We start from the raw sequence: 26,676 nt of genomic DNA, 5'->3' as shown, positions 1-26,676 counted from the left end.
AATGATTTTGCGCCCTATGATTCTGAAAGAATCCGTAACTTGAAATATCGAATTTCGAACTTAAAATTATAATCTTCCGGCCCAATGACGAACAATCAAATCCTAGTAGATGAAAAACCTGCGGACATTGGTCAGTTTACCGTAGGACGCCTGCTTCCCATTCGGAAAAAGCGCCAAGTAGGCCCATTTACCTTTATAGACCATATGGGACCGGTTGCATTGGGCAAGGGTAAGTACATGGACGTGGACCAACATCCGCATACGGGTTTAAGTACCCTAACCTACCTTTTTGAGGGCGAGATAGCACATAAGGATAGTACCGGTGCCAATCAAATCATTACCCCGGGCGATGTAGGTTTTATGACCTTTGGTAAGGCCGTCACCCATACGGAACGCACACCGGCCCAGTTACGAAATAGTAATAGATTTACCATGCACGGTTATCAGGTCTGGGTGGCCCTACCCAAGGAATTGGAAGACATGGAACCTAATTTTCAGTTTATCCCCAAGGAAGAACTACCACGCTGGCAGGATGGGCAAACCCTATATACCTTGGTAGCAGGCACAGGATATGGTCGGCAATCACCCTTAAAAGTCTATTCTCCCCTATTTATGCTCAAAATTGAGAGTCCGGAGGAACAAACCATTAAAATCAACGGGGAACTGAAAGGGGAAATTGCCATCGTGGTAGTTACGGGAAGTGTCTTTGAAAAAGATTCGGAAATCAAGGCCGGACAAATGCTCATTTCAAAAACGGAGAACCATTGTGACATTCATGTCACCAAAAACACCCAACTACTGCTGTTTGGCGGGAAACCTTTGGGCCGGGAACATTATTTACTTTGGAATTTTGTCTCGTCGGACCGGGAAAAACTCAAACAGGCCAAAGAGGACTGGCAGGATAAAAGATTTCCCAAAGTACCGGGCGATGATACGTATATACCTTTCCCGGATATCCGTTTAAAATAATGGATTAAACCTACATTTAAACAAATCTTTACTCGCAATAAAACATAAATTTAATTTCAGGACTATTTTTTCTTTTCTCGCACTCCATCTCCCAATTATAATCACCGACTTGCACAAAGATGGTACAGACACCTTTAAAAGTGTAATTTTGTTAGTAAGCCAGAATAAATCAAAAAACAATTTTCAATGTCTGAAAATATAAGACTATATAAAATTGCATTTGGACTCGCTCTATTTACAATCATATATAACGTTGTGGAAGGGCTTATTTCAACATATCTTGGATTCGAAGATGAAAGTCTCGCTCTTTTCGGTTTCGGCTTGGATAGTTTCATCGAAGTTGTTTCCGGATTAGGAATAGCCCATATGGTATTAAGAATTCAAAATAACCCTAATAGTAAACGAAATGACTTTGAACGGACAGCACTACGAATTACAGGAATTGCTTTCTATATTTTGGTTTTAGGTCTCGTTATAACTAGTGTCTATAATATTTGGACAGGACACAAACCAATAACTACCTTTTGGGGTGTTGTTATTTCAATGATTTCAATTCTAATCATGTGGATTTTGGTTGTTTGGAAGAGAAAAGTTGGAGGCCAGCTGAATTCGGCACCAATTTTAGCAGATGCCAACTGTACTATGGTCTGCGTTTATATGTCAGTAATTTTACTTGCAAGTAGTGGACTTTATGAACTTTTTGGACTACGATATATTGATAGTATAGGAACACTTGGTCTTGCTTACTTTGCCTTTAAAGAAGGAATGGAATGTTTTGAAAAAGCAAATAGCGACAAAAATTGCTGTTGTGATTGAGTAGATAATTTGAACAACAGTATAATAAAGATTACTATATTGAAATAATCATCCAACAATAAAAACTTCATGAAAGCTAAAAAACTAGTCTACTTATTTCTTTTTATAGGTATTTTGGGCTGCAAAACCAGTAACAAAGAAATAGATTCACTTGAAAAAGAAGATGCTACAATAACCATTTCAAGGGATAATTATAAAGACCAACTCTATGGTTTTTGGCTCGCTCAGTGTATTGCCAATTGGACCGGATTGGTCACCGAGATGGATAAAATTGGAAATATTGGTGAAATTAAAACCGGAGATTTCTATACCCGTGAAGATTGGGGCCAGCCGGACCAACCCAGTATTTTTTCGGAGGGAGAACCCAGCGACCTCTCCCCCACTATTGACTTTGTATTTCGGGATACTACTGAAATATGGGGTGCAGACGATGATACGGACATTGAATATATGTATCAGCATTTGCTCAACACCCATAAAACCACCCTACTCACCCCGGAACAGATTCGGGATGGTTGGTTAACCCATATTAGGCCGGAAGAGGAAAACTATTTATGGGTCTCCAACCAAAAAGCCTTTGACCTGATGCAAGAAGGGGTTTTGCCACCAGCTACAGGAAGTCCAGAACAAAACGAGCATTTTGAAATGATAGATGCCCAGTTAACTACAGAAATTTTCGGGCTCTTTGCTCCTGCAAGACCGGATGTTGCCGTTAAAATCGCCGTACTTCCCATACAAACCGTTGCAAGCCAGGAAGCGGAGGACATCTCCAAATTCTATGTACGCATGTATGCTTTGGCAAGCCAACCATCGGAAGAAAAAATGCACAAACGGGTTCAATGGATGGCCCAGGAAGCGCGCAAATCCCTCCCCGATACGGAATACCCAGCCAAAATGTACGATTATGTACATCAACTATATGAATCTGGTATTCCCTGGGAACAGACCCGGGATTCCATATACCAAAGATATCAAGTGAATGAAGAGGATGGATATGACATTACCTCTCAAAATTTGTATTGTAATGGATGTTTTGCTGCGGGTATCAATTTTGCAGCTAGTTTGGTTAGTCTTTTCTATGGTGAAGGAGACTTAAAGGAGACCATAAAAATCGGGGTGCTTACCGGATGGGATTCGGACAATCCAACTGCCACTTGGGGCGGTATGCTTGGTTTTATGCTGGGTAAGGACGGGGTGGAAAAGGCCTTTGGCAGGCAATTCTCCAATACATTCAATATTCACAGAACACGACAAAACTTTCCCAACGATGGAATCGATACCTTTGAGGCTATGGCTGAAAAGGGCCTTCGGGTAACCGATAGGGTTGTACAGGAACAAATCGGCGGAACCTTGGATACTGAAAATAATAACTGGATCATTCCATTAAAGACTACGCATGAATAAAAAGATTATAGTATGGGCCATATGTGCCATCGGATTCATTTCTTGTAAAAATTCTGAAAAATTAAGCGATACCGAAATTACAACCCGGTATTTTAATATGCTGGACACTTCCGATTATTCCCAAATTCCGGTGCTGCTGGCCGATAGTCTTCAAACCCAGGAAGGTGATTATACTTCCTCATATTCACACGAAGATTACGAAGAACTATTGAAGTGGGACGCTGTTTTTGACCCTACCTACGAGGTTTTGGATGTTGTTCAGCAAGATAATGGGATGGTAAAGGCCGAGGTTTCCAAATTGGATACCCGAATTCAATTTCTATACGAAAAACCTTTTATCAGTAATTATTATCTCTCCGTGGTAGATGGCAAAGTTTCCAAAGTGGTCACCGAATATGTGGATTTTGATGCCGAAACCTTCGGGAATAACAGAACTAAATTGCTAACCTTTATAAACGACAACCATCCTGAACTTAACGACTTTTTACAGGACCAAACGGAGGCCGGTGGACAGAAATATTTGAAAGCGCTGGAACTTTACAAAAACCAGCCTCGATTTGAAATAGGGAAAGATCTCCTGTTAATGCATTTTGATTGCAAGACTGATGTGGACGACCTACAGGCCGCTGCAGGATTATTGACCTTAATGACCTCTCCCAATTTCATGCACGTGAATTACCATGCGGTTGCCGGTACGTATGGTATTCAGGAAGGATTGTATGTACCTCCCAATACCCTTTTTAAGTTGGCTTTTGATACAAACTGGACAGATGCCCATGAGCGTATGGAAGCGGCTGCGGAGGAAGTCGCACAATTGGCAACGGTCACATTGGAGGCTGAGGGAGATATCTGGATTGCGGAAGCGGGCCAGTCCGATTTTTCGGCCCAGTTGGTCAAGGCACTTCAAAAGAAACTACCTCAATTGGAAACCAAGAAACGTATCCATATAGTGCAGCATAGTGACTGGAACGAAGAAGTTACAACTCCTGAATTATTGGATTTTGTGAAAAAGAACACGGATTACAATAAAATTCCCGATGGAAATACCGTAGGTAATGGGACGCCAGGATTTCGAACCCCTGGGTACACCGAATGGAAAGAAGAGGTGATGGATTCCAAATTAAAATCGGTTTGGGAATTGGCCGTTGAACTATCCAATCAATATAACGGCAAGGACGGACGCTATAACAATGAAGCAGTTGCGGAGAATGGGTTGGACTTTTCGGACCTTTCCGAAGTGTGTTGGATGTTAAAACTGGAGGACATCAAGGATACGAACGAATTCTTTGAAAGGTATGCTAGATAAGGAAATAAAATAAAAGTATGAAAATCACATCTTATCCATTTTAAACTTCTCATTGAACCTATGATCCGCATCAATGATTAAAAAAGATTGGATGAACCACCGTCAATTACCCCAAATAAAAGGGTAATTAAACGGTTTTTACTTTTCAGGAACTTTCAAAATGGCCTCGACCGCCTTTTTAGGCTCTAATTGCCTGTCGTATAAGAGTGGATAGTTGGTACGTGCATTTATGGGATAGTTATTTTTCCAGGACATACCGTCATGCAGTCCCCAAAAAGTAACTCTATCAATTTTGTCCCTTTTATTATAAAAAATACCCATCAATTCCGCGTATCTATCGGCCAATTCTTTTTGAACATCTTCTGGAAGTCCATCCGGGTAGGGATCAAGAAACTCTTTGAACTCTTCCAATTGATATTGGGGATGTAACATGCCCGTTCCAATAATTTGCCCTTCCTTTGTTAAAGGGAGTACATCTACATCCAACTCGGTGATCATCACCTTAACACCCAAAGAGGCAAAGGAATCGATTGCAGCCTCTATATACTCGTTCTTTGGATAATTAAGGCCCCAGTGACCTTGGATACCTATGCCATCTATCTTAATCCCCTCATTTTGTAGCATACGCACCATTTTCATAATACCATCCCTTTTGGTGGGCCTCCATGCATTAAAGTCATTATAATAAAGTTCTGTATCCGGGGCGTACTCACTGGCAAACTTGAAGGCATTTCTAACAAGTTCGTCTCCATCGCCCACACTTTTGACCCAAGCCGTATTGCTTCTGTAAGAGCCATCATTGTCAATGACCTCATTGACCACGTCCCACGCATCGATTCTCCCGGCATATCTACCCGCAACGGCCTGTATATGTTGATGCATTCTCTCCAATTGCGCTTCTTTTGTGTTGGGATTGCCGTTCTTATCCTGAAAAAACCATGCTGGGGTCTGGTTGTGCCAGACCAACGTATGCCCTACTGTAAAAAGGTCGTTTTTTTCGGAAAAATCCACATAGGCATCGGCAGCCGTAAAATCAAAGATTCCAGGCTCCGGATTAATAATTTCCGCTTTCATCACATTCTCCGGAGTCACTGTATTAAATTGTTCCAATATGATTTCTTGTGACCCGGAATCCTCACCAGATACAATTGCACCATTTACGGCAACCCCAATTTTAAAAGCATCTGCATAAGCTTCCTTCAATGTTTTGGATACAGGCTCTTTTTCCCCCTGATCGGTTATTTCCGGCTTTTCCTTTTCCCCACAACTGTTCAGCAATACTAATGAAGATATTAGGAAAACGGTTGGCTTAAATATGTTCATGGTTTTAAAAATAAATGTGAAACTTAAAAGTACTAAGAAACCGACAACCTACGTAACTTGAAATGTTACAAAATTTCTCCTTCCCCATTAAATATCCTGTTATTTGTAAATCAAAATAAACTAATTTTAATTCACGATACGTAGCGTACAGGACGCACTATTGCCTTACTTTATTATTCATAAATACCTTTTAATTATGATTCATATATGATTCATCCGCATACGGAATTACGCTTTATAAGCAAAGAAATAGGCTACGGTGTCGTGGCCGTTCAATTTATTCCCGCTGGCACCATTACCTGGGTGCTTGATAAACTGGATCGGGAGTTCAGTCCCTTGGATTTTCATAATATGGAGCCTATTTATCAGGATATTCTGGACACGTATACCTATAGGAACAACAACGGAAATCTTGTCCTTTGTTGGGACCATGGAAGATACGTAAACCATAGTTTTAACTCCAATTGCCTCACCACCGCCTATGATTTTGAAATCGCTGTAAGGGACATTAATCCGGGAGAACAATTGACGGATGATTATGGTTACTTGAATATTACGAGTCCGTTTAGGGGCATCAATGAAGGAACCCGGCGTAAAACGGTCTATCCGGACGACCTATTAAAATACTATAAGGTGTGGGACAACAAAATCAGAAAGGTCTTTTATAAAATCGATAAGCTAGAACAACCATTGCATCAGGTATTAAGTGATAAGACCAAGAGCAAAATTGAAAGTGTCCTGAGCGGGGAGGCCGAACTGGCGTCTATCTTGTCCAATTATTATGATGAGAAAAAGCATGTCCTTGCAGACAAATAACCTGGCAAAATTCTATCATTCTATTATACTCGGCCCAGATACTGAGGCATTTATCCATGAAACAGAATAAATAATGATGTACCTTAGGACGCTACATGCTATTACAGTAGAGGGCATTTAAAAACAAAAGAAATGAAAAAAAGATATCGATCACTTAGTTTGATTTTCTTGTTCACAGCCCTTGTTGGTTGTAAATCTAGCGAGATTAAAAATTCGATAGAGGGGCAAACAGGATTAACAAAGGTTGCCATATTCTACCCTAACGGGGAAGGAAAAACCTTTGACATGACGTATTATGTAAACAAGCATATGCCCATGGTAGCCGACTTTCTAGGGAAAAATCTAAAATTTTATGAAATTGACAAGGGAATTTCGGGCAGGACCCCAAATGATGAAGTCCCCTTTTTGGCAGTGGGTTACTTTTATGTCCATGACTTGACTGCCTATAATGCAGCAATAGGACCGCACATAGATACCATCGTCAATGATTTTAAAAACTACACGAACATCCAACCAGTTATTCAGATCAGTGAAATACAAAAAGTCGGTTATAATAATAAAAAGTAATACTTCCTTTTTTCGTGAACTGCCAATTGATTGTTGGTAGAACACTAAATTCATGAAAACATACCCTGTTTTTTGGCCAATGGGTATTAATGAACTCCCTATATCCTTATTTTTAAGCAACTTGTAATAATTAAGGATATGTCTTTTAGAACCAACGGATTTCACATTTTATCGATTGTATTGATTTGCTTACCCCTATTGGGTTTTTCCCAAACGAATTTTGAGCAAATTCAAGTCATATCGGGTGAACTACCGGATCCTTCCGTAATTGAGGTGGATGGAGTCTATTACGCCACAGGTACCACGGGCGATTGGGCCCCGGTCTATCCCATCTATAAATCCACGGACCTTTATCATTGGGAACACATAGGTGCCGTATTTGATACCAACCCGGATTGGACCATGGGAAGCTTTTGGGCTCCAGAACTTTTCTATGAAAATGGTACGTTCTATTGTTATTATACGGCAAGGGGTACAGATGGCATTTCAAAGATTGGTGTTGCAACTACAACGGATATTACCCAAGGCTTTATTGACAAAGGTGTACTCATAGATTGGGGAGAGGAAGCTATAGACGCCTATGTCTACAGGGAGGATAAATCACTGTACATCACTTGGAAAGCCTATGGGTTAACACCGGATAAACCCATTCAGATTTTAGGTTCCCAACTTTCCGATGATGGACTTAAGCTAATGGGTGAACATTTTGAAATTGTTACGGCAGAAGACGATACATGGGAAAAGGGCGGTATTGAAGGCCAGGCCATTATAAAACATGGCGATTTTTTATATATGTTGTACTCTGGTAACGCTTGCTGTGGAAAGAATTGTGATTATATGGTTGGGGTTGCCCGTGCAAAAAGTATGGAGGGGCCATGGGAAAAATATGATCAAAACCCACTGCTCAAAGGCAATTCCATGTGGAAATGTCCGGGACATGGAACGGCCGTACAATTCAATGAAGATTGGTTTTATCTCTACCATGCGTATAACACCAAAGGCTTCCCAAAATTGGGAAGAGCGGCCCTTTTGAGTCAAATGTATTGGGATGAAAATGGATGGCCTTATTTTAAAGTAGAACCTAGCTTAGTGGAGGGAAATCGGTTGGAACAAAACATCACGGACGATTTTGAGGGTAATGAGCTTGGTAGACACTGGAAGTTTAACGTAAAGAACAGTCCATTTAATGCAAGGGTAGGCAATGGAACATTGACCATAACGGAAACCCAACCAGACAATACAAACAATACCGGAGCGGTATTATGTGTAATACCAGACGACTCGGAATTTGAGATTACCACGAAGGTGATTAATAAAAATAGTGCCTTAAAGGGTATTGTGCTCTATACCACAAAAAACCATAGCCTTGGCCTTGGAACCAGAGACAATCAAGTAATACTTTGGAAAGTTGAAGAAGGGAAGTATACGGAATTGGATTCCAAAGAAAATTTGGAAAAAATGAATAATGTTTGGCTCAAAGCCGAACTAAAGGACGACACTGGTATTCGTCTGAGCTATAGTGTTGATGGCCAGAATTGGGAAGGGTTTGACGCTTTGGACGGCAATAATTTGGCATGGTGGTCCTCTGGAATGAAAGCCGGACTTCAAATAAAAAAAGACAACAAATCCGGAGATGACAACGGTGTATTCGATTATTTTTCGATACAATATAATTGATACAAATCGCTGTTAAGGTTCCTGGTATCCCGAGCAGTGCCCTTGTGTGGACAATTAGCGTTCTTGGAGCACGTATTCCACAATGTCCTTAAGCTCATCCTCAAGGGATAATTTTGAAAAAGGCCTGTTTGCCTGTCGGTACCAATAGCCTGCATTGAATCGGTCGCCTTCCTTGCGGTGTAGATAGGCATGAATCCAACTCCCTAGCTGATTATACAAGTCTTGGGCAATATTGTGGGAAGCTTCCCAATCGCCCTTGGCATCGTACCAAAGGGCCTTTAGTCCCTCCGGCCAATCGGGCAGTGGCTGGGAACCTGTTAAGGTTGCTTCAAATTCGGTGTAATCCTTGGGTATCATTTTGCAACTCGTTTTACAAGATTACCAACAGTTAAACCTTGGGCGATGATGGAAAAGACCACGACCACATAGGTGATGACCAAAAACAGGTCCCTATTCATATCCTGGGTCAAACCTAGGGCCAAGGCAATGGAAATACCCCCTCGCAATCCGCCCCAAGTCATGACCAAATTCGTCCCGGGAACAAAATCCAAGCGCTTTTCAAAAAATTTAATGGGCATCAGCAAACTGAGATATCTACATCCCAGCACAATGGGAATCGCAATCAATCCAGCTATAATGTAACTGGTTTCAAAGCTGATGACCAACATTTCCATACCGATGAGGACAAACAACAACGTATTGAACAAAATATCCAACAATTCCCAAAATTTATCGACATATATCTCCGTAGTATCCGACATAGCCGAATTTCTCACCGTATCGTTCCCCACGACCAAGCCTGCAGTTACCATGGCCAGGGGTGCGGAAAGATGAAATTTTTGGGCGACCACAGTGCCCATCATTACGGCGGCCAAGGTTATAATCACCTCAATATCATAGTCGTCTATACTGCGCATCAATCTGTACGTTACCCAACCAATCAAGAGGCCCCAAAGAATACCTCCAATAACTTCTACACCAAAAAGCTCGAGTATTTCCATAGGCTCTACTGGTGCCCCTCCCGAGGAGGCCATTTTAAAAATGGTCAAAAATACGACTACCCCAACCCCATCATTGAACAAGGACTCCCCCACTATCTTAGTTTCCAGTTTTTTGGGCGCCCCAGCCTTTTTAAGGATTCCCAATACCGCTATGGGATCTGTTGGGGAAATAAGCGCCCCAAAAAGCAAGCAATGGATATAAGTCACATCCATGGATGTCATTTTCAACAGATAGAACATAATAGTACCGACCAAAAATGTAGACACCAAAACTCCCAAGGTGGAAAAGACCATAATCGGCCATCGTTGTACTCTAAGCTGCTCAAAATTGGTATGGAGTGCACCGGCAAAAAGCAGGAAACTCAACATAATATCCAAGAGCACAGTTTTAAAATCAATCTGCGTAATAATATACCGTTCGGCATTTAGAAGGGTATCGTCTACATAGCCAATGACAAAAACCGCCAATGTAAATACAATGGTTATGAGCATGAGACCAATGGTGTTCGGAAGCTTTAAAAACCGAACATTGATATATCCAAAAATTGCCGAAATAAAAACCAGTACTGCACTGATAATGAAGTAATCCATTTTTTTTATTTAAATCATTGCTAAAAATTCTTGCTCTGTGATAATAGGGATACCCAACGACTCCGCTTTGGTCCTTTTGCTAGGTCCCATTTTGTCCCCGGCAACCAAATAACCCGTTTTGGAGGATATAGAGGAACCTACTTTTCCACCATTGTCCTCAATCAGCTTTTTAAGCTCGTCCCTACTCACCGTTTCAAATACCCCCGAAACTACAAAAGTGGCACCGTTTAACACATCGGTTTGGTTTTCAAGTTTTTCGGCGGACAACTCCAGTTGCACCCCTTTTTGCCTCAATCGCCCGATGGCGTCCAAATTTTTGGGATTTTGAAAAAAGTCGACCACACTTTCTGCAATACGATCACCAATTTCATCCACAGATACCAAATCCTCCTTAGTAGCGACCATAAGGGCATCAATAGTTTTGTAGGCTTTTGCCAGTTTTTTGGCCACAGTCTCCCCTACATATCGTATACCCAAGGCAAACAGGACTCTTTCAAAAGGAACCTTAACCGAATCCGCAACACCTTGAATCAGGTTTTCTGCGGACTTCTCCGCCATTCGTTCCAAAGGAAGTAATTGGTCCTTGGTCAATTCATACAAATCCGCATAATCGTCAATTAAACCTTCCTTAAAAAGCAATTCAACCGTTTCGCCACCCAAACCTTCTATATCCATGGCTTTCCTTGAAATATAGTGTTGTATTCGCCCCGTGATTTGTGGTGGACATCCATATTCATTAGGACAATAGTGTTTGGCATCTCCCGGTGTTCGTACCAATGGGGTGTGACATTCCGGGCACTCCGTGATATATTCCGTCGGTTTGGAATCCATGGGTCGTTTAGAAAAATCCACCCCAATAATCTTGGGAATAATTTCACCCCCCTTTTCAACAAATACGGTATCTCCTTCCCGAATATCCAGTTTTTCAATCTGATCAGCATTATGCAAGGATGCACGTTTAACTGTAGTTCCCGCCAACAGAACAGGCTGCAGATTAGCTACAGGGGTTATGGCGCCCGTGCGCCCCACCTGATAGGTAATTTCATTAAGTACCGTAAATACCTGTTCCGCCTTAAATTTATACGCCATCGCCCATCTGGGGGATTTCGCCGTGTAGCCTAACTCTTCTTGGTGCTGAAGGCTATTGACCTTTACCACCACCCCGTCCGTTTCATACGGCATACTATGCCTATTTACATCCCAGTGCTCCACAAAGTCCATTACTTCCTGGGTACTCTTGCATAATTTGGCCACGGTTGGAACCTTAAAACCCCATTCACGAGCCTTCTCCAACATTTCAAACTGGGTCGATATACCTATATTCCTTCCAACAATACTATACAGAAGACATTCCAAAGGACGTTGGGCCACTAGGGCACTATCCTGCAACTTTAGACTGCCGGACGCCGTATTCCTGGGATTCATATAGGGCTCCTCCCCGTTGGTAATCCGTTCTTCGTTCATTTTCGCAAAACCTTCAAATGGCAATACTATTTCCCCACGAATATCAAATTTATCAGGATAATCCCCTTTTAATTGTAAGGGAACCGACTTTATGGTTTTTATGTTGGTAGTAACATCATCGCCTTGAAAACCGTCCCCACGGGTCACCGCTCTCACTAATTTTCCGTTTTCGTAGGTAATGCTAATGGAGGCTCCATCATACTTAAGTTCGCATGTGTATTCAACCGGGGCATCACCTAAATTTCGCTGTATTCTTTTTTCCCATTCTTCCAGATCTTCCTTAGAATATGAATTGTCCAAGGAGTACATCCTATGCTCATGCACAATGGTTTCGAATTGTTTGGTCACCATGCCCCCCACCCGAATGGTGGGCGAACTTTCATCAAAATACTCGGGATGCTTGATCTCCAAGTCCTGTAGCTCCTTCAACTTCATATCAAACTCATAGTCGGATATCGAGGGATTGTCCAGAACGTAATAGTTGTAATTGTGCTCCCTCAACTCGTCCCTTAAGGCCTTGATTTTATCTTCGATGCTCATTGTTCTTAATTCTTGATAGCTTTAATCATTCTGTCGTTCCCAAACATATCCTTTCGCAATTCAATCTTTTCAAAATCATATTTTTTCAATAAGCAACAAGTTTCGACTCCCAAATACTGATTGATTTCAAGATACAACATACCGTTTGGTTTTAGGTTTTTTGTGGTGAATTCCGCTATACTCCTATAAAAAAATAATGGGTCATCGTCCGAAACGAACAAAGCCGTTTCAGGCTCATAATCCAATACATTATTGTTCATTTTATTTTTTTCTAAATATCTAACATAAGGAGGATTAGAAGCTACTATATCAAATTTTTGTTTAATACTAAAATTGGTCATGTCAGATTGAAAAAAATGAACATCGGCATCATTATTTCGTGCATTCTCCTTAGCTAACCCCAACGCTTCCTCAGAAATATCAAGAGCGTGAACGTTTGCATTTTTCAACACTTTTGCAAGGCCGATGGCAATACATCCACTTCCTGTTCCCATATCCAAAATATCCAAGCTTTCAGAAATTTCAGTCACATCCGAAACTACCCATCGCGCCAATTCCTCGGTTTCCGGACGTGGAATCAAGACACCGGGACCTACCTTAAATTCCATATCCATAAAATATGCCCTACCCGTAATATATTGGATCGGCCGATTTATTTTTAACTCAGACAATGCTTTAAATAATTTTGTTTCCTCTTGCTTGTCAACCATAAGATTAGGCTGAATTGCCAGAACGAAACGCTCCAAGCCCAAGTAATGTTCAATCAGTAAATAGAAAAAACTGGAAACTTCGTCTTCCCCGTAAATTTCATTCAATTCCTGATGAAAAATCTTTTTAATCTCCTTTAACAGCATCTATAAAGTCTTCAACATCCAGACAGGACAAGAATAATGACCCGTATTACCCATTGGTGCATCAATATATTCAAATCCTGATTTTTTGTACAATTTCTGGGCATCCTTCATGTAGGGCATCGTTTCCAGATAACATTTTTCATAACCAAACTCACGAGCGCGGTCCAAACAGACCTCCATCATTTTGGCGCCCAGACCTCTCCCCCTGGCCTCTTTTAAAAAGTACATTTTTTGCAATTCGCACACGTTACCCTCATAGTTCTCCAATTGCGCCACCCCGGCGCAACCAATGATATTTCCCCCATCATCGATTACAAAATAAGTAGCCTTGGGCACATCATATTTCTCATACATATAATCCAAAGCCTTGTCCGCATAGGCGGTACCCACCTTAGGCACACCCATTTCCACCAAAACCTCCCTAACCACCCGAGCAACCTCCTCATTGTCACCTGGATTTATTTCTCTAATGCGAACCTCCTTCATTGCGTTTACCCATTAGGCTTTAAAGTGCTATTTTTGATTTGTGAAGATACACGAATTGAGCAAAAACCTAAAACGCAATTTTCAATAATCTAACCTGTATGACTGGATTTACAAATCGCTCCAATTCGGAACTATCGATGGATGAACTTTATATGCGCCGATGCATAGAAATTGCAAAGAATGGTTTGGGTCAAACAGCACCAAACCCCATGGTAGGGGCCGTAATTGTCTATGATGACCGTATCATCGGGGAAGGATGCACAAGTGCGTATGGCGGCCCTCACGCCGAGGTAAATGCCATTGATTCCGTTAAAGATAAAAGTCCGCTTTACAAGTCCACCTTATACGTTACCCTAGAACCTTGCTCCCACTATGGCAAAACTCCCCCATGCGCAGATCTTATCATCAAACATAAGATACCCAAGGTCGTTATTGGATTGAAGGACCCGCATGAGAAGGTTTCCGGAAGAGGAATCCAATTGCTTGAGGAGGCGGGTTGTGAGGTGACTATAGGTGTATTGGAGAAGGAATGCCGAGAGCACCATAAACGCTTTCTAACCTTTCACGAAAAAAAACGCCCCTATATAATCTTAAAATGGGCCCAAACCTTAGATGGTTTCATAGCACCTACAAAGGAAATACGTAAGGAAAATCCAGCCCCTTTTTGGATTACGAACGAATATTCCAGGCAACTGGTGCACAAATGGCGTAGTGAAGAGCAAGGTATTTTGACGGGTACGAATACAGTGCTGGAGGACAACCCGAAACTAGATGTGAGATGGTGGACAGGAAGACACCCTATTCGGATTATTATCGACAGAAATCAAAAAATACCGATGGGTTTTCATGTTTTTGAAGGAATTTCACCTACCATATTATTCACTTCAATAAAAAATTCAATTAATAAATATAAAAATATTGATTTAGTGAATATTAATGAAAATTATAATATGGCTTTAGACATGTCTAAAAAATTATATGAACTAAATATTCAGAGTGTTTTTGTTGAGGGCGGCGCCAAAACGATACAAAGCTTTATCAACGAAAATCTTTGGGACGAAGCGAGGATTTTTACAGGAGATATTTTCTTTGGAGACGGTTTACCAGCACCTCTCCTAGAGGGCAGAATTATTAAGGAAAAGCAAATACAAAACGACCTTTTAAAAATATTGAGAAATGATCAAGAACATCATCTTTGATTTTGGCGACATCTTTTTGAACTTGGACAAGCCAGCGGTCTTTAGAAATATGGAGGCATTTGGATTTGAGGAAATGACCATGGAGATGGACACCTTTGCAAAACAATACGAAACCGGCCTTATTACCTCCAACGAATTTATTAAAACGCTAAATGCACTCTACCCCAAAGCGACGGAAACGGATTTGATTGTTGCATGGAATTCCATTCTCTTAGATTTTCCAGAATACCGATTGGAATTTTTAGAGCAGCTAAAAGAGAAAGGCACATACAGAATGTTTTTGTTGAGCAATACCAATGACCTACACATTCAGCATGTAGCACAGACCATGGGTAAAACACGTTTTGAACGGTTTAAAACATGTTTTGAAGGTTTTTACTTGTCCCACGAGATAAAAATGAGAAAACCCAATACTGAAATCTATGAGCACGTCCTTGCTCTAAACACCCTGATACCCGAAGAAACCTTATTTATTGACGATACCAAGGAAAATACAGATAGTGCCAATAAAATGGGTATACAGTGCTGGAATTTACAGGTAGGCGAACAGGACATCATTGAACTTACCCAGAGGTTATAATGGAATATTTGGCACTTAGTGTATTAGCATCCAGTCTGATATTTGTGATTTTCAAACTCTATGACAGGTTTAAAATCCAGACCCTTAACGCTATAATCATCAATTATGTAATTGCTTGCCTTGTAGGTCTTTACTCCTTCCAAGGAAACCTCGTAGCGTCTGAGATAACAGCCAAACCTTGGTTTTGGGGCACTGTTTTCATGGGCATACTGTTTATAGTCGTCTTTAATTTAATGGCGGCTACATCCCAAAAAATAGGGGTGTCCGCAGCATCCGTGGCAACGAAAATGTCCTTGGCAATACCGGTCATTTTCGGGATTTGGATGTACGGGGAACGTTTGGGGCTTTTTGAAATTATCGGCATTCTACTTGCGCTGGCGGCCGTTTATTTAGCGTCCATGAAAAAAAAGAATGTGCTATCCCACACCTATTTATTATTTCTTCCTATTGCCGTTTTTTTGGGTTCCGGTATTATAGATACATGCATTAAATATGCACAGGCATTTTATGTGCCGGAGCAAGAATTTTCCTTATTCTCCGCCTTGGTTTTTGGTTCAGCTGCCAGCGTTGGTATTCTTTTCCTTACCGTCAAATCGATTAAAAAACCTTTGCGAATCAGCCTAAGGGACATCATTGGAGGATGCTGTTTAGGAGTTCCAAATTATTTTTCTATATACTTTTTAATGAAGTCTTTAGACAACTCTATTTTAAATAGTGCTTCAATATTTACAATTAACAATGTTGCCATCGTTATGCTTTCTACGTTAGTAGGTATCGTTTTGTTCAAAGAACGCATAAGTGCCAAAAATTGGATCGGGATAGGGCTGGCCGTACTAAGTATTGTTTTGGTCGCTCTTGGGGGCTATAACCTAAACACATTGATCAACTAAATTGGCAATGGAAAAGGAAAGCGCTACATATAGAACCATTACACAACCCTCCGAGGAAATACTTTATAAGGAGCGGAAAAGCAAGTTTTATGGATATGCCTTTCCAGTACAAAGTGAGGAAGAAGTAAAATCCATCATTGAAGAACTTAAAAAAAAGCATCCTACCGCAAACCATGTTTGCTATGCTTGGCAATTGGGCGTAACGGATATCTCCTATAGAGCAAATGACGATGGGGAACCTAACAACTCTGCAGGAATGCCCATATATGGTCAAATTCAATCTTTTGAGGTAACTAACATACTGATAGCCGTAGCCAGGATATTTGGTGGCACAAAACTAGGCGTCGGCGGGTTGATTTCTGCCTACAGGGAAGCAGCCAAAATAGCTTTGGAAAATTCGAGAATTGAAGAAAGGGTATTAAAGGGACAACTTCAAATAACATTTGATTATGAAGAAATGGATACGGTGATGCGATTTATAAAAAAGCATCAATTGGAAATTGATTCACAGGAGTTACATCTCAATTGTAAAATCATTATTTCGGTGCCAAAAAATCATTTTAGAGATATATTGTCCAAGTTGAAAGCACATCACAAATTAGAAATAAAAGTCCTTTCTTAATTTTAAAAGAATCAGGTTAATTTTTCCAAAATATATTCTGGACATTTTATAGGCTTTTTCCTATGGGAGTCCATGAACACCAAAACGGTATTGGCCTCGATTAAAATTTCACCATCTTCATTAAAAATGGAATAGTCAAATTCTATACGAACTGAGGGCAATTTTTTTAGTTGGGTCCTCACGGTGATAAGGTCATCATACCTGGCAGAATTTTTATAATCCACCTTTAGTGAGATTACTGGAAGCATAACACCGTTTTCTTCCATCCATTTATAGGAAACCCCAAGGGATCTTAGCCACTCTACCCTACCCATCTCCAAGTATTGGGCATAATTGCCATAATACACAATTCCCATTTGGTCTGTTTCGGCATATCTTACGCGAAAAGAAATTTCGTTAAATTCCATTGATTTTTGATTAAAAACTATATATTTAAAGTCCCCCGATGTTTGGTGGCGAACATGAGAAAAAAAAAGGTCAAATTCAATAGGTATTGATTTTTTTTTTAGAATTTTTGTTCACATATTTGTCCACCTTACAGAGCTAAAATATTTGTCTCTAATTTTTGTTTTGATCACTTTTAACTAACCAATAACAAGAGCCTTTTTTATTATGAATGTTACTGCCGATTCCGTATGGAAAAATTGTTTGGTGTTTATCAAAGATAATATCCAACCGCAGGCATTCAAAACTTGGTTTGAGCCTATCAAACCTATCAAACTCTCTGACAATGCCTTGAGCATACAAGTTCCCAGTAAATTTTTCTATGAGTGGCTAGAAGAGCATTATGTCAAGCTTCTTAAAGTGGCTTTGACAAAGCAGCTTGGAGAAACTGCAAAATTGGTGTACATCATTAGAATGGAAAACACCTATGGCAACAAGGAACCTTTTACGGAGAAAATACCAAGTTCCAATAGGGGCAATATGAGTCCGCAGGAAATGGACGTTCCCATAAAGTCAAAAAATCCAGAATTACGGAATCCTTTTGTTATCCCTGGAATCAGAAACATAAAGATTGAATCCCAATTAAACCCAAATTATAATTTTGATAATTTTTTAGAAGGGGATTCCAACAGGCTTGCACGTTCCGCGGGCATGGCCGTAGCCAATAAACCAGGAGGTACATCCTTTAACCCCCTTTTAGTTTTTGGTGGCGTTGGTTTGGGAAAGACACACTTGGCGCATGCTATTGGGGTGGAAATAAAGGACAAATATCCAGAGCGTACCGTACTTTATATTTCCGCTGAAAAATTTACTCAGCAATATATTGAGTCCGTAAAGAAGAATACCAGAAATGATTTCATCCATTTCTACCAATTGATAGATGTACTGATTATTGACGATGTGCAGTTCCTTTCCGGTAAGTCTGGAACACAGGATGTTTTCTTCCACATTTTCAATCATCTGCATCAAAACGGAAAACAGGTTGTGTTAACCTCGGACAAGGCTCCGGTGGACATGCAGGATTTTGAACAACGACTACTATCCCGCTTCAAATGGGGACTTTCTGCTGAACTCCAGAGTCCAGATTACGAAACCCGTATTTCCATACTAAAAAACAAATTGTATAGGGATGGTGTGGAAATGCCCGATGATATTATCGATTACGTGGCCAAACACATCAAGACCAATATACGGGAATTGGAAGGTGCCATTATTTCCTTAATTGCGCAATCTACTTTAAACAAACGCGAGGTTACCATTGAATTGGCCCAGCAAGTGGTAGAAAAATTCGTGAAGAACACCAAAAGGGAAGTATCCATAGATTACATTCAGAAGGTGGTATCAGACTACTTTGAAATGGATGTTGCCACCCTACAATCAAAAACAAGGAAAAGGCATATCGTACAAGCCCGACAGTTGGCCATGTTCTTTGCAAAAAAATTCACCAAGGCCTCTTTGGCGAGCATAGGATCCCAGATTGGTAAGAGAGATCACGCTACAGTACTGCATGCTTGCAAAACCGTAGACAACTTGGCTGAAACGGACAAACAGTTCCGAAAATATATAGAAGACCTGACCAAAAAATTCTCCTAATCCAGATGAAGACCAAAGTTTTAATGGTATGCCTAGGGAATATCTGTAGGTCGCCATTGGCAGAGGGTATTCTAAAAAGCAAGATAGATACAGATGCTGTATGGGTAGACTCGGCAGGAACGGGTGGCTACCATATAGGAAATCCTCCAGACCCTAGATCTATAGCAGTAGCCAAAAAGTATGGGATCGACATAAGTCAACAAGTTTGTAGAAAGCTTTCTTATTCAGATTTAGAGGAGTTTGATGTTATTTATGCCATGGATAAAAGCAATTATGCCAACATCATTAGCTTAAGTAGAAATAAGGGTCAAGTGGCCAAGGTCAAGTTATTGCTCAGTGAGGCAAGCATCAAGGAAAATGAGGTTCCTGATCCCTATTATGATTCAGTCGATGGTTTTGAAAAGGTCTATCAACTCATTGACAAGGCCTGTGAGGAAATTGCCAAAAAACTATCTTAATCTATGATGGACCAAGATTCTAAAAAAGGTAAACTTTACTTAATTCCTACAACCTTGGGAGACATTCCCCCTCTTGAGGTATTGCCCATTTCCATAAAAAGGGCCATTGAGGATATCAATATATATATTGTTGAAAATGAAAAGACGGCGAGACACTTCATCAAAAAAATTTCACCTAGAAAATCACAGCCATCCCTAGTGCTACAAGCCCTTAACAAGTTTACCGAAGTCTCTGAAATACCGAGTTTTTTAAATCCTTGTCTGGAAGGGTTGAATGTGGGTATACTTTCGGAAGCTGGTTGTCCAGGTATTGCAGACCCCGGTGCCGCGGTGGTAAAAATTGCCCACGAAAAAAATATTCAGGTAGTACCTTTGGTGGGGCCATCCTCCGTTGTATTGGCCTTAATGGCCAGTGGTTTAAACGGCCAGAATTTTGCCTTTAATGGATATCTTCCCATAGATAATGCGGAGCGAAGGAAAGAAATTAAGAAATTGGAAAGAAAATCCAAAGAAGAAAACCAATCACAACTATTCATAGAAACACCCTATCGCAACAATAAACTTTTGGAAGAATTGGTCAAAACCGTATCAGGAAGCACACAAATCTGTGTGGCCTGCGATATTACCTTGAATAACGAGTTCATTAGAACAAAAACTGCTTCTCAATGGAAAAATGAACATGTTGACTTGCACAAACGCCCAACAATCTTTATAATTCAGGCATAAAAAAACCTTGACATATCTGCCAAGGCTTTCCCATTTTCATATTTAAAAAACTTTAAATCCTAGCGTTTTTAATAGGCTTGATCAAGGTAATATCATAACCTGAAAACTTCTTTAGATACGTGGCAATTGTGGTACCATAACCATCCATGACATCCGTTTTTCCAAAGGAACGCAAATATTGTTTCACATTGCCAGGACCTGCCAAGTGAGCCGCTGCCAGAATACCGGATTCCGTAATTTCAATACCATTGATACGTTTTCCCACAAATCTTGCGATATCCTTTCTTAAAATCCATTTGTTACGAGCTATATTCTTTTCGAATACCTCCTCTTGCAATGCGGGGTTTTCCAAAAAATGTATGGAATCACGCACACCCACCAAGGCCAAAGTATTAATACCAAATTGGTATTTTCCCATATATCCAAAAGAATTTACTGCAGCATAGTTTCCTTGTGACTCCTTGAAAGCCAAGGCCTCTTTAAAGCCTATATATTTACTGCCCAAAAAGGGTGGCTGTACATTAATTTTTTCGAATACTGCTTTGTCCTGGGGGAACAAAAACGGGGAGGGTTCTTTTACCTTGAGAGCTTCTGGAACTTCAACATTAAAAATACTAAAGCTGAAACTCGACAAAATAAAAATAGCGATAAGAGGACAAGTTATTAATATCCATCTTTTCATACTGTGTTTTTCTTAAGACTTATGGCACAAAAAAATGCTTGCTTAAATTTCTCGGGGCAAAGTTACATATGTTAAAAATGTAAATTGGGAAGGATTTGTTAAAAATACACCCTATTAGTTAAGATGTCTTAAAATTACGACAACCTCCTATCTGTTGATTTTCTGTTTGTTAAGCCAACGGATATACTGTTCCTTATTTCGGTTGTGTTGCGCCATATCCTCTGCAAACATATGATAACCGAAGTTCTCGACATTGGCCACCATGTACAAATACCTATGAGTTTCAGGGTTTAAAATGGCATCTACCGAGCTAATATCGGGCATTGTAATAGGTCCGGGCGGAACCCCGGTATTTTTATATGTATTGTATGGGGAATTAATTTCAAGGTCCTTATAAAGAACTCTTTTTATAATTGTATCGAAATTACCTGTCTCTTTTTTTATCGCATATATAACAGTGGGATCCGCCTGCAACAACATACCATTTCTTAATCTATTAAGATACAAACCTGCAACTTTTGGCCGTTCATCCACCTTGGCCGTTTCCTTTTGCACAATGGATGCCAATGCCACAACCTCATTAGGTGTCATATTTTGGGCCTTGGCCTTTGCAATTCTGTCCGCATTCCAAAATCTTTTGTACTCTTTTAACATACGTTCCCTAAACTGCTCTGCAGAAGTATTCCAAAAAAACTCATAACTATTGGGTATAAAAAGGGAAAGCTTATTGTCTTCATTAAATCCGTTTTGTTGAAGAAATTCACTATCGTTAAAGCTAATAAGCAAGCTTAGGCTATCAGCTTCGATTTGTTCCGCAATCCTACCGGCCAAACTTGCCGTGCTTTCCTGATTGTTAAAAGAAACTTTCACGGGAATATTATTGACCCTTAAGTTGTTAATGATATCATTATTGTTCATTCCCTTGGAAATACGATATTTACCCCCTTTAATATTTGAGGCATACCCTTTTCTCTCCGCAGCCTTTTGAAAAGCTTCCACATTATGCAAAAGGGGTGCCATTTGCTCTTTGACATCGGCAAAGGAATCATTGGAACCAATGTATACAAAGGCCTCTTCATTATTAAAATTGGTATTGGGCGTAAAAAAGGTATTATAGACCATATAAGCGAATACTCCTCCGGCAATTAAGCCTAAGAGTAAAATAGCTAACAATATTTTTTTGATATACATTAATAAAAAATCTTTTGAAACAATAATTCGTTTTTAAAAACACCTTCGCTGAAAATCCAATTCTTTTTGGTACCTACCAATTCAAAACCTAATTTTTTAAAAAGGTGGATACTTCTTTCGTTTTCTTCCAGAATATTAGCATAAAGTTGTTTTAATTGTAAGGTCTTAAAAGCATACTTACATAGTATTTCAAGGGATTCGGTGCCAATTCCTTTATTTCTATCTCCTTTATCATTTATTAAAACACCTATCCCCGCTCTTTTATTTTTTGGATCGAAATCAAAAAGGTCTATTAATCCCAAGGACTCATTATTTAAGGTACAAATAACTAATCGTAACTGTTTGACGTCATAAATATCCCTATGTGCATTGTCCAAATACAATTTTAGGACATCCCTGGAATACGGTGTTATTGTTCCGCTAATTTCCCAAACTGATGGATTATTCTCCAATTCAAAAAGCAAATCCAAATCTTCTTTTTCAAGGGCCCTTAGCTTAACTTTATTTCCTTGGAGACTTACCATGTAATTTCTCCTTTAAAAACTTGCTTGGCCTCCCCTATTAAGTGAATTTGACCATAGCTTCCTTCACTAAATTCAAATTCAATCTTTAACTTACCACCAACCGCATTGATGTGGGCATAGTTACTTTTTATTTTTCCTAATTCATGCATGGCCAAAGCCACAGCCGTAACGCCTGTACCACAAGAAAGTGTCTCGTCCTCGACCCCTCTTTCGTAGGTCCTTACATTGAAAGTATCCTCTGACTCTTGCTCTACAAAATTAATATTGCTTCCCACCTCCCCATAAATGCCGTACCTTAATTTAGCGCCTTCCTTGGCTACATTGAACGTACTTAGTTTGGAAACCAATTGTACATGGTGCGGAGATCCGGTATTCAGATACAAGGCGCTGGGTTTTCTTTTAATTTCGGTAACGTCTTGCATTTTAAGACTGACGATATCTCCGTCAACTGTAGCAGTATGAGGTCCATCCACAGCGATGAATTTTGCTTTTCTTTCAATGATGCCTAAAAACTTTGCAAATGCCACTATACATCTTCCACCATTTCCGCACATACTTCCCTCTCTACCATCAGCATTATAATATACCATCCTAAAATCATGGGATTCATCGTTTTCAAGAAGAATAAGTCCATCCGCACCAATTCCAAATCTTCTATGGCATAAAAAGGCAACGAGCCCATTGTCCTCTTTTGGAAAAAACAATGTCCTATTATCGATCATTACAAAGTCGTTTCCCGTGCCTTGATATTTAAAAAATGTAGCGGTCATACTAAGTGTTAAAACACAAAGATATGATTTATTCAAGGCATCATTGCAGTTAAAAAGTCGTTAAACCACTACCATAAAAATGGAAATGATGTAATTTTACCCTTAAATGGTTAAAACAGTATAGATTATGAAGAAAATTGGAGGACTTTTACTCGTTTCCATCTGTGCAGGAGCAATTACCTTGGGTGCCTATAAACTTCTTTTTGAGAAGCCCAATTATGCAATTGTCTCCTCAAACGATTCGCAGCCTTTATTCAGTACGAACTACACCCCTACTTCGGCTTTGGGCGCTGGTATTAACGAAGTAGATTTCACCAATGCGGCGGAACGTACCGTAAATTCAGTGGTCCACGTTAAAAACCTTACCCTGAACACCAGAAGAAATAGTGTTTTTGACTTCTTTTATGGTTCGGGAGGTACCGTTACCCCACAAGTAGGTACAGGATCTGGGGTAATCATTTCACAGGATGGATATATTGTAACGAACAACCATGTAATCGCCAACGCCACTCAGTTACAGGTTACCTTAAACAATAATAAGACCTTCGAAGCGGAATTGGTAGGTACGGATCCAAATTCAGATATTGCCCTAATTAAGATTGACACCGATGACAAATTACCTTATTTGGCGTTTGGAGACTCGGACAACACTAAGATTGGGGAATGGGTTTTGGCGGTCGGAAACCCTTTTAACCTTACTTCTACGGTCACAGCGGGTATCGTTAGTGCCAAAGCCAGAAGTTTGGACACGCGTTCAAACCAATCTTTCATACAAACCGATGCCGCAGTAAATCCGGGGAATTCAGGAGGTGCCTTGGTCAATACCAATGGGGATTTAATAGGAATCAATACGGCTATTTCATCCCAAACCGGTTCCTATGTTGGATATTCCTTTGCCGTTCCCAGCAATATTGCCAAAAAGGTCGTAAATGATATTATGGAGTACGGCAACGTTCACAAAGCCTTTATGGGAATAACACCTGCACCCGTGAATACAAGGGATGCTATAAAAAGAGGAATCAATGATATTGACGGGGTTTATATAGAAGATATTGAAGAGGAATCAGGTGCCGAGGAAGCTGGATTGCAATTAGGCGATATTATAAAAAAAATAGATCAAATCGAAATACACAAATATCCAGATCTTTCAGGATATTTGGGCACCAAAAGGCCCAATGACACAATTAATGTGACTATAGAAAGAAATGAGGAATTGCTAACCCTACCGGTGATACTGAGAGAACGTCAACAATTAATAGTTCCCGCTATGGGAATGGAAGTAAAAAATCTTACCAAGGAGGATCAAAAAAGGTTTAGGACCAAGAAAGGGGTTAAAATAACGGGCGTGCCTGAACTATATCGAGGCTATGGCTTGGAAGGAAAGGTCATTGTACAGGTAGATGATAAGGAAATAAATAATATATCCGATGCAGACACTGCTTTTGGGTCGATATCACGATATGGAAAGACCATCATTACCATGCTCAACGAAAAAGGCGAACGAGAACGCTTAATTTTTCAATAAATCATAATACATTTAAAAGAAGCATCCATAAAAACGGATGCTTCTTTGATTTATTTGTATGTTATAATAGTTTTCAGAATGTTTAATTTTGATAATATTTATAACAACCACCTAATATGTCACGAAAGATATCCTTTGAAAAAAATTAGCGTTCCAGGCGGATAGGCGAAAAGCTACCACGGAATTCATAAAAATAATCAGCGATTTATGGTATGATAAATCCATAGAGATTGTCTTATTTAAAAATCCACTAATAGACCGAAATGTAAGCGATATCATTCAGCTACATGAATATGCTGGAGAATTTGTTCAAAAACCCATTTCAATCTTCGATTCCGTTGAAATCCTTAGGGCCATTAATGATTTAAAATTGCCTCCGGCCAAATTGGATATTGGTAAACTAACCTATGAATATCATTCCGATGACAATAACTTCAACAATGTAAAGGCGTTTGTTATTGATAAGCTCAAATCAGCAACCGAATACAAAGCCATAAAACCAAAGGATGTAGTACTCTATGGTTTTGGTCGTATTGGACGGTTATTGGCCAGGGAACTTATGTCAAAAACCGGAAAAGGTACTCAGATGCGCCTTCGTGCCATTGTGGTAAGGGGCACCTTGAATACGGAAATACTGGAAAAAAGGGCCTGTCTTCTTCGAACAGATTCCGTCCATGGAAATTTCACGGGAACCGTGACCGTTAACGCAGTAGACAACACGTTGTTGATCAACGGAACCACGGTGCAAATCATTAGCGCAAATACACCTGAGGAAATAGACTATACGGAGTACGAAATATCAAATGCCCTGGTCATAGACAATACGGGAGCGTTTAGGGACCAAAACCAATTGTCCAGACACCTAAAGGCCAAAGGTGTATCCAAAGTTCTATTGACCGCGTCCGGTAAAGGGGTGCCAAATATAGTTCATGGGGTAAACCATTTTGACTATGATCCAGATACCACGCATATATTCTCGGCCGCATCATGTACCACAAATGCGATAACCCCAATTTTAAAAGTTATTGAGGATTCCGTTGGGATTAAAAAGGGCCATTTGGAAACCATCCATGCCTACACCAATGATCAGAATCTTGTGGATAATATGCATCCCAAATACAGAAGGGGAAGGGCAGCGAACCTGAACATGGTAATAACCGAAACAGGAGCAGGACAGGCCGTTGCCAAGGCACTACCCGGACTGAAAGGAAAATTGACCTCCAATGCCATAAGAGTACCGGTGCCCAATGGATCGTTGGCAATTCTTAATTTGGATATCAAGAACAAAACTTCCTTGGAGGGCATAAATACCATCATAAAAAAATACGCACTGGAAGGGGATTTGGTAGAACAAATAAAGTATAGCCTTAGCAAGGAGCTGGTCTCAACGGATATTATAGGATCTGTAGCTCCAGCTGTTTATGATAGTGAGGCGACCATAGTTTCGGACAACGGTAAGAATTTGATACTCTATATTTGGTATGATAACGAATTTGGATATTCCCAACAAGTCATTAGGCTCGCAAAATATATTGCCAAAGTACGACGTTATACTTATTATTAATTTAGGGCAGGTACAAAACATCCTTATTGGAAGTTTTTACGTACATTTTATTTAGAGATAAGGGTTTTTCATCGTTTGATTATATTCAATTACT

At 40.0% G+C, this 26,676-nt stretch carries 26 protein-coding genes and 1 pseudogene; 16 read left to right on the top strand and 11 right to left on the bottom strand.

Translation table 11 applies throughout. The annotated features are described in order from the left end of the window. Positions 1-84 precede the first annotated feature (84 nt). The 4 genes from CJ263_RS18085 (at position 85) to CJ263_RS18070 (ending at position 4,495) form a co-directional block, all read left to right on the top strand. Entirely contained in the window at positions 85-969 is an 885-nt protein-coding gene (locus CJ263_RS18085; RefSeq protein ID WP_094998556.1) for a pirin family protein, read from the top strand. Positions 970-1,155: 186 nt separating this feature from the next. Beyond that, a complete protein-coding gene (locus CJ263_RS18080; protein WP_094998555.1) occupies positions 1,156-1,785 on the top strand; it encodes a cation transporter in 630 nt (209 codons plus the stop codon). 69 nt (positions 1,786-1,854) lie between these two features. Beyond that, positions 1,855-3,189: an ADP-ribosylglycohydrolase family protein gene (locus CJ263_RS18075; protein ID WP_094998554.1), complete on the top strand. Its 1,335-nt coding sequence runs from the start codon at positions 1,855-1,857 to the stop codon at positions 3,187-3,189. After that, entirely contained in the window at positions 3,182-4,495 is a 1,314-nt protein-coding gene (locus CJ263_RS18070; protein WP_094998553.1) for a hypothetical protein, read from the top strand. Before CJ263_RS18075 ends, CJ263_RS18070 begins: the two co-directional genes overlap by 8 nt. Before the next feature lie 138 nt (positions 4,496-4,633). On the opposite strand, the gene CJ263_RS18065 is transcribed toward CJ263_RS18070, so the two are convergent. Next, positions 4,634-5,818, bottom strand: coding sequence for an endo-1,4-beta-xylanase (locus CJ263_RS18065; protein WP_094998552.1), 1,185 nt, complete (start codon positions 5,816-5,818; stop codon positions 4,634-4,636). A gap of 207 nt (positions 5,819-6,025) precedes the next feature. On the opposite strand from CJ263_RS18065, the gene CJ263_RS18060 reads away from it, so the two are divergent. The 3 genes from CJ263_RS18060 (at position 6,026) to CJ263_RS18050 (ending at position 8,878) form a co-directional block, all read left to right on the top strand. Continuing rightward, positions 6,026-6,634, top strand: a complete 609-nt coding sequence (locus CJ263_RS18060) for an SET domain-containing protein (protein WP_094998551.1) — start codon at positions 6,026-6,028, stop codon at positions 6,632-6,634. Between the two features lie 132 nt (positions 6,635-6,766). Beyond that, on the top strand, positions 6,767-7,201 hold the full coding sequence (locus tag CJ263_RS18055) for an EthD family reductase (RefSeq protein ID WP_094998550.1): 435 nt from the start codon (positions 6,767-6,769) through the stop codon (positions 7,199-7,201). Between the two features lie 138 nt (positions 7,202-7,339). After that, a complete protein-coding gene (locus tag CJ263_RS18050; RefSeq protein ID WP_094998549.1) occupies positions 7,340-8,878 on the top strand; it encodes a family 43 glycosylhydrolase in 1,539 nt (512 codons plus the stop codon). A gap of 54 nt (positions 8,879-8,932) precedes the next feature. On the opposite strand, the gene CJ263_RS18045 is transcribed toward CJ263_RS18050, so the two are convergent. Genes CJ263_RS18045 through CJ263_RS18025 form a run of 5 tightly spaced genes read right to left on the bottom strand, consistent with a single transcriptional unit; the run spans position 8,933 to position 13,814 of the window. Next, positions 8,933-9,235 (bottom strand): hypothetical protein, encoded by a 303-nt coding sequence (locus CJ263_RS18045; protein ID WP_094998548.1) that lies wholly within the window; start codon positions 9,233-9,235, stop codon positions 8,933-8,935. Then, entirely contained in the window at positions 9,232-10,470 is a 1,239-nt protein-coding gene (locus CJ263_RS18040) for a cation:proton antiporter (RefSeq protein WP_094998547.1), read from the bottom strand. Before CJ263_RS18040 ends, CJ263_RS18045 begins: the two co-directional genes overlap by 4 nt. Before the next feature lie 9 nt (positions 10,471-10,479). After that, positions 10,480-12,474, bottom strand: coding sequence for an NAD-dependent DNA ligase LigA (ligA, locus tag CJ263_RS18035; protein WP_094998546.1), 1,995 nt, complete (start codon positions 12,472-12,474; stop codon positions 10,480-10,482). A 5-nt stretch (positions 12,475-12,479) separates the two neighbouring features. Beyond that, on the bottom strand, positions 12,480-13,328 hold the full coding sequence (prmC, locus tag CJ263_RS18030; protein ID WP_094998545.1) for a peptide chain release factor N(5)-glutamine methyltransferase: 849 nt from the start codon (positions 13,326-13,328) through the stop codon (positions 12,480-12,482). Next, the gene (locus CJ263_RS18025) at positions 13,329-13,814 is read right to left on the bottom strand and encodes a GNAT family N-acetyltransferase (protein ID WP_094998544.1); all 486 of its coding nucleotides are present in this window, start codon (positions 13,812-13,814) and stop codon (positions 13,329-13,331) included. Positions 13,815-13,912: 98 nt separating this feature from the next. On the opposite strand from CJ263_RS18025, the gene ribD reads away from it, so the two are divergent. From ribD to CJ263_RS18005, 4 genes are read left to right on the top strand one after another with little or no spacing between them, the layout of a single operon-like run. Beyond that, positions 13,913-15,013 (top strand): bifunctional diaminohydroxyphosphoribosylaminopyrimidine deaminase/5-amino-6-(5-phosphoribosylamino)uracil reductase RibD, encoded by a 1,101-nt coding sequence (gene ribD / locus CJ263_RS18020; RefSeq protein ID WP_229702434.1) that lies wholly within the window; start codon positions 13,913-13,915, stop codon positions 15,011-15,013. Next, positions 14,991-15,593: an HAD family hydrolase gene (locus tag CJ263_RS18015; protein ID WP_094998543.1), complete on the top strand. Its 603-nt coding sequence runs from the start codon at positions 14,991-14,993 to the stop codon at positions 15,591-15,593. The genes ribD and CJ263_RS18015 overlap by 23 nt, the downstream gene beginning before the upstream one ends. Further along, positions 15,593-16,483, top strand: a complete 891-nt coding sequence (locus CJ263_RS18010; protein ID WP_094998542.1) for an EamA family transporter — start codon at positions 15,593-15,595, stop codon at positions 16,481-16,483. The genes CJ263_RS18015 and CJ263_RS18010 overlap by 1 nt, the downstream gene beginning before the upstream one ends. 7 nt (positions 16,484-16,490) lie before the next feature. After that, a complete protein-coding gene (locus tag CJ263_RS18005) occupies positions 16,491-17,105 on the top strand; it encodes an IMPACT family protein (RefSeq protein ID WP_094998541.1) in 615 nt (204 codons plus the stop codon). 11 nt (positions 17,106-17,116) lie between these two features. Here CJ263_RS18005 and CJ263_RS18000 read toward each other — a convergent pair whose 3' ends face one another. Then, positions 17,117-17,512 (bottom strand): acyl-CoA thioesterase, encoded by a 396-nt coding sequence (locus CJ263_RS18000; protein ID WP_094998540.1) that lies wholly within the window; start codon positions 17,510-17,512, stop codon positions 17,117-17,119. A gap of 205 nt (positions 17,513-17,717) precedes the next feature. Between CJ263_RS18000 and dnaA the strand changes: the two genes are divergently transcribed. The 3 genes from dnaA to CJ263_RS17985 are packed head-to-tail and all read left to right on the top strand — an operon-like array spanning position 17,718 to position 20,326. Continuing rightward, the gene (dnaA, locus tag CJ263_RS17995; RefSeq protein ID WP_094998539.1) at positions 17,718-19,142 is read left to right on the top strand and encodes a chromosomal replication initiator protein DnaA; all 1,425 of its coding nucleotides are present in this window, start codon (positions 17,718-17,720) and stop codon (positions 19,140-19,142) included. Positions 19,143-19,147: 5 nt separating this feature from the next. Further along, the gene (locus tag CJ263_RS17990) at positions 19,148-19,600 is read left to right on the top strand and encodes a low molecular weight protein-tyrosine-phosphatase (protein WP_094998538.1); all 453 of its coding nucleotides are present in this window, start codon (positions 19,148-19,150) and stop codon (positions 19,598-19,600) included. A gap of 6 nt (positions 19,601-19,606) precedes the next feature. Beyond that, the gene (locus CJ263_RS17985) at positions 19,607-20,326 is read left to right on the top strand and encodes an SAM-dependent methyltransferase (protein WP_094999304.1); all 720 of its coding nucleotides are present in this window, start codon (positions 19,607-19,609) and stop codon (positions 20,324-20,326) included. 52 nt (positions 20,327-20,378) lie between these two features. On the opposite strand, the gene CJ263_RS17980 is transcribed toward CJ263_RS17985, so the two are convergent. The 4 genes from CJ263_RS17980 to dapF form a co-directional block, all read right to left on the bottom strand. Next, positions 20,379-21,008, bottom strand: coding sequence for a hypothetical protein (locus CJ263_RS17980; protein ID WP_094998537.1), 630 nt, complete (start codon positions 21,006-21,008; stop codon positions 20,379-20,381). Between the two features lie 147 nt (positions 21,009-21,155). Then, the gene (gene mltG / locus CJ263_RS17975) at positions 21,156-22,199 is read right to left on the bottom strand and encodes an endolytic transglycosylase MltG (RefSeq protein ID WP_094998536.1); all 1,044 of its coding nucleotides are present in this window, start codon (positions 22,197-22,199) and stop codon (positions 21,156-21,158) included. Beyond that, the gene (locus CJ263_RS17970; RefSeq protein WP_094998535.1) at positions 22,199-22,723 is read right to left on the bottom strand and encodes a GNAT family N-acetyltransferase; all 525 of its coding nucleotides are present in this window, start codon (positions 22,721-22,723) and stop codon (positions 22,199-22,201) included. Before CJ263_RS17970 ends, mltG begins: the two co-directional genes overlap by 1 nt. Continuing rightward, entirely contained in the window at positions 22,717-23,493 is a 777-nt protein-coding gene (gene dapF / locus CJ263_RS17965) for a diaminopimelate epimerase (RefSeq protein ID WP_094998534.1), read from the bottom strand. Before dapF ends, CJ263_RS17970 begins: the two co-directional genes overlap by 7 nt. 127 nt (positions 23,494-23,620) lie before the next feature. Between dapF and CJ263_RS17960 the strand changes: the two genes are divergently transcribed. Both CJ263_RS17960 and CJ263_RS17955 read left to right on the top strand, forming a co-directional pair. Beyond that, positions 23,621-25,018: a S1C family serine protease gene (locus CJ263_RS17960; RefSeq protein ID WP_094998533.1), complete on the top strand. Its 1,398-nt coding sequence runs from the start codon at positions 23,621-23,623 to the stop codon at positions 25,016-25,018. A 139-nt stretch (positions 25,019-25,157) separates the two neighbouring features. Beyond that, positions 25,158-26,582: pseudogene (locus CJ263_RS17955) on the top strand (glyceraldehyde-3-phosphate dehydrogenase); the annotation flags it as partial. Between the last annotated feature and the right edge of the window lie 94 nt (positions 26,583-26,676).

This window comes from Maribacter cobaltidurans (genome assembly GCF_002269385.1).
In the GTDB taxonomy this organism is placed as follows: domain Bacteria; phylum Bacteroidota; class Bacteroidia; order Flavobacteriales; family Flavobacteriaceae; genus Maribacter; species Maribacter cobaltidurans.
Note: the sequence above shows the minus strand (reverse complement) of the source record. Positions and strands in the feature narration are given on the sequence as shown.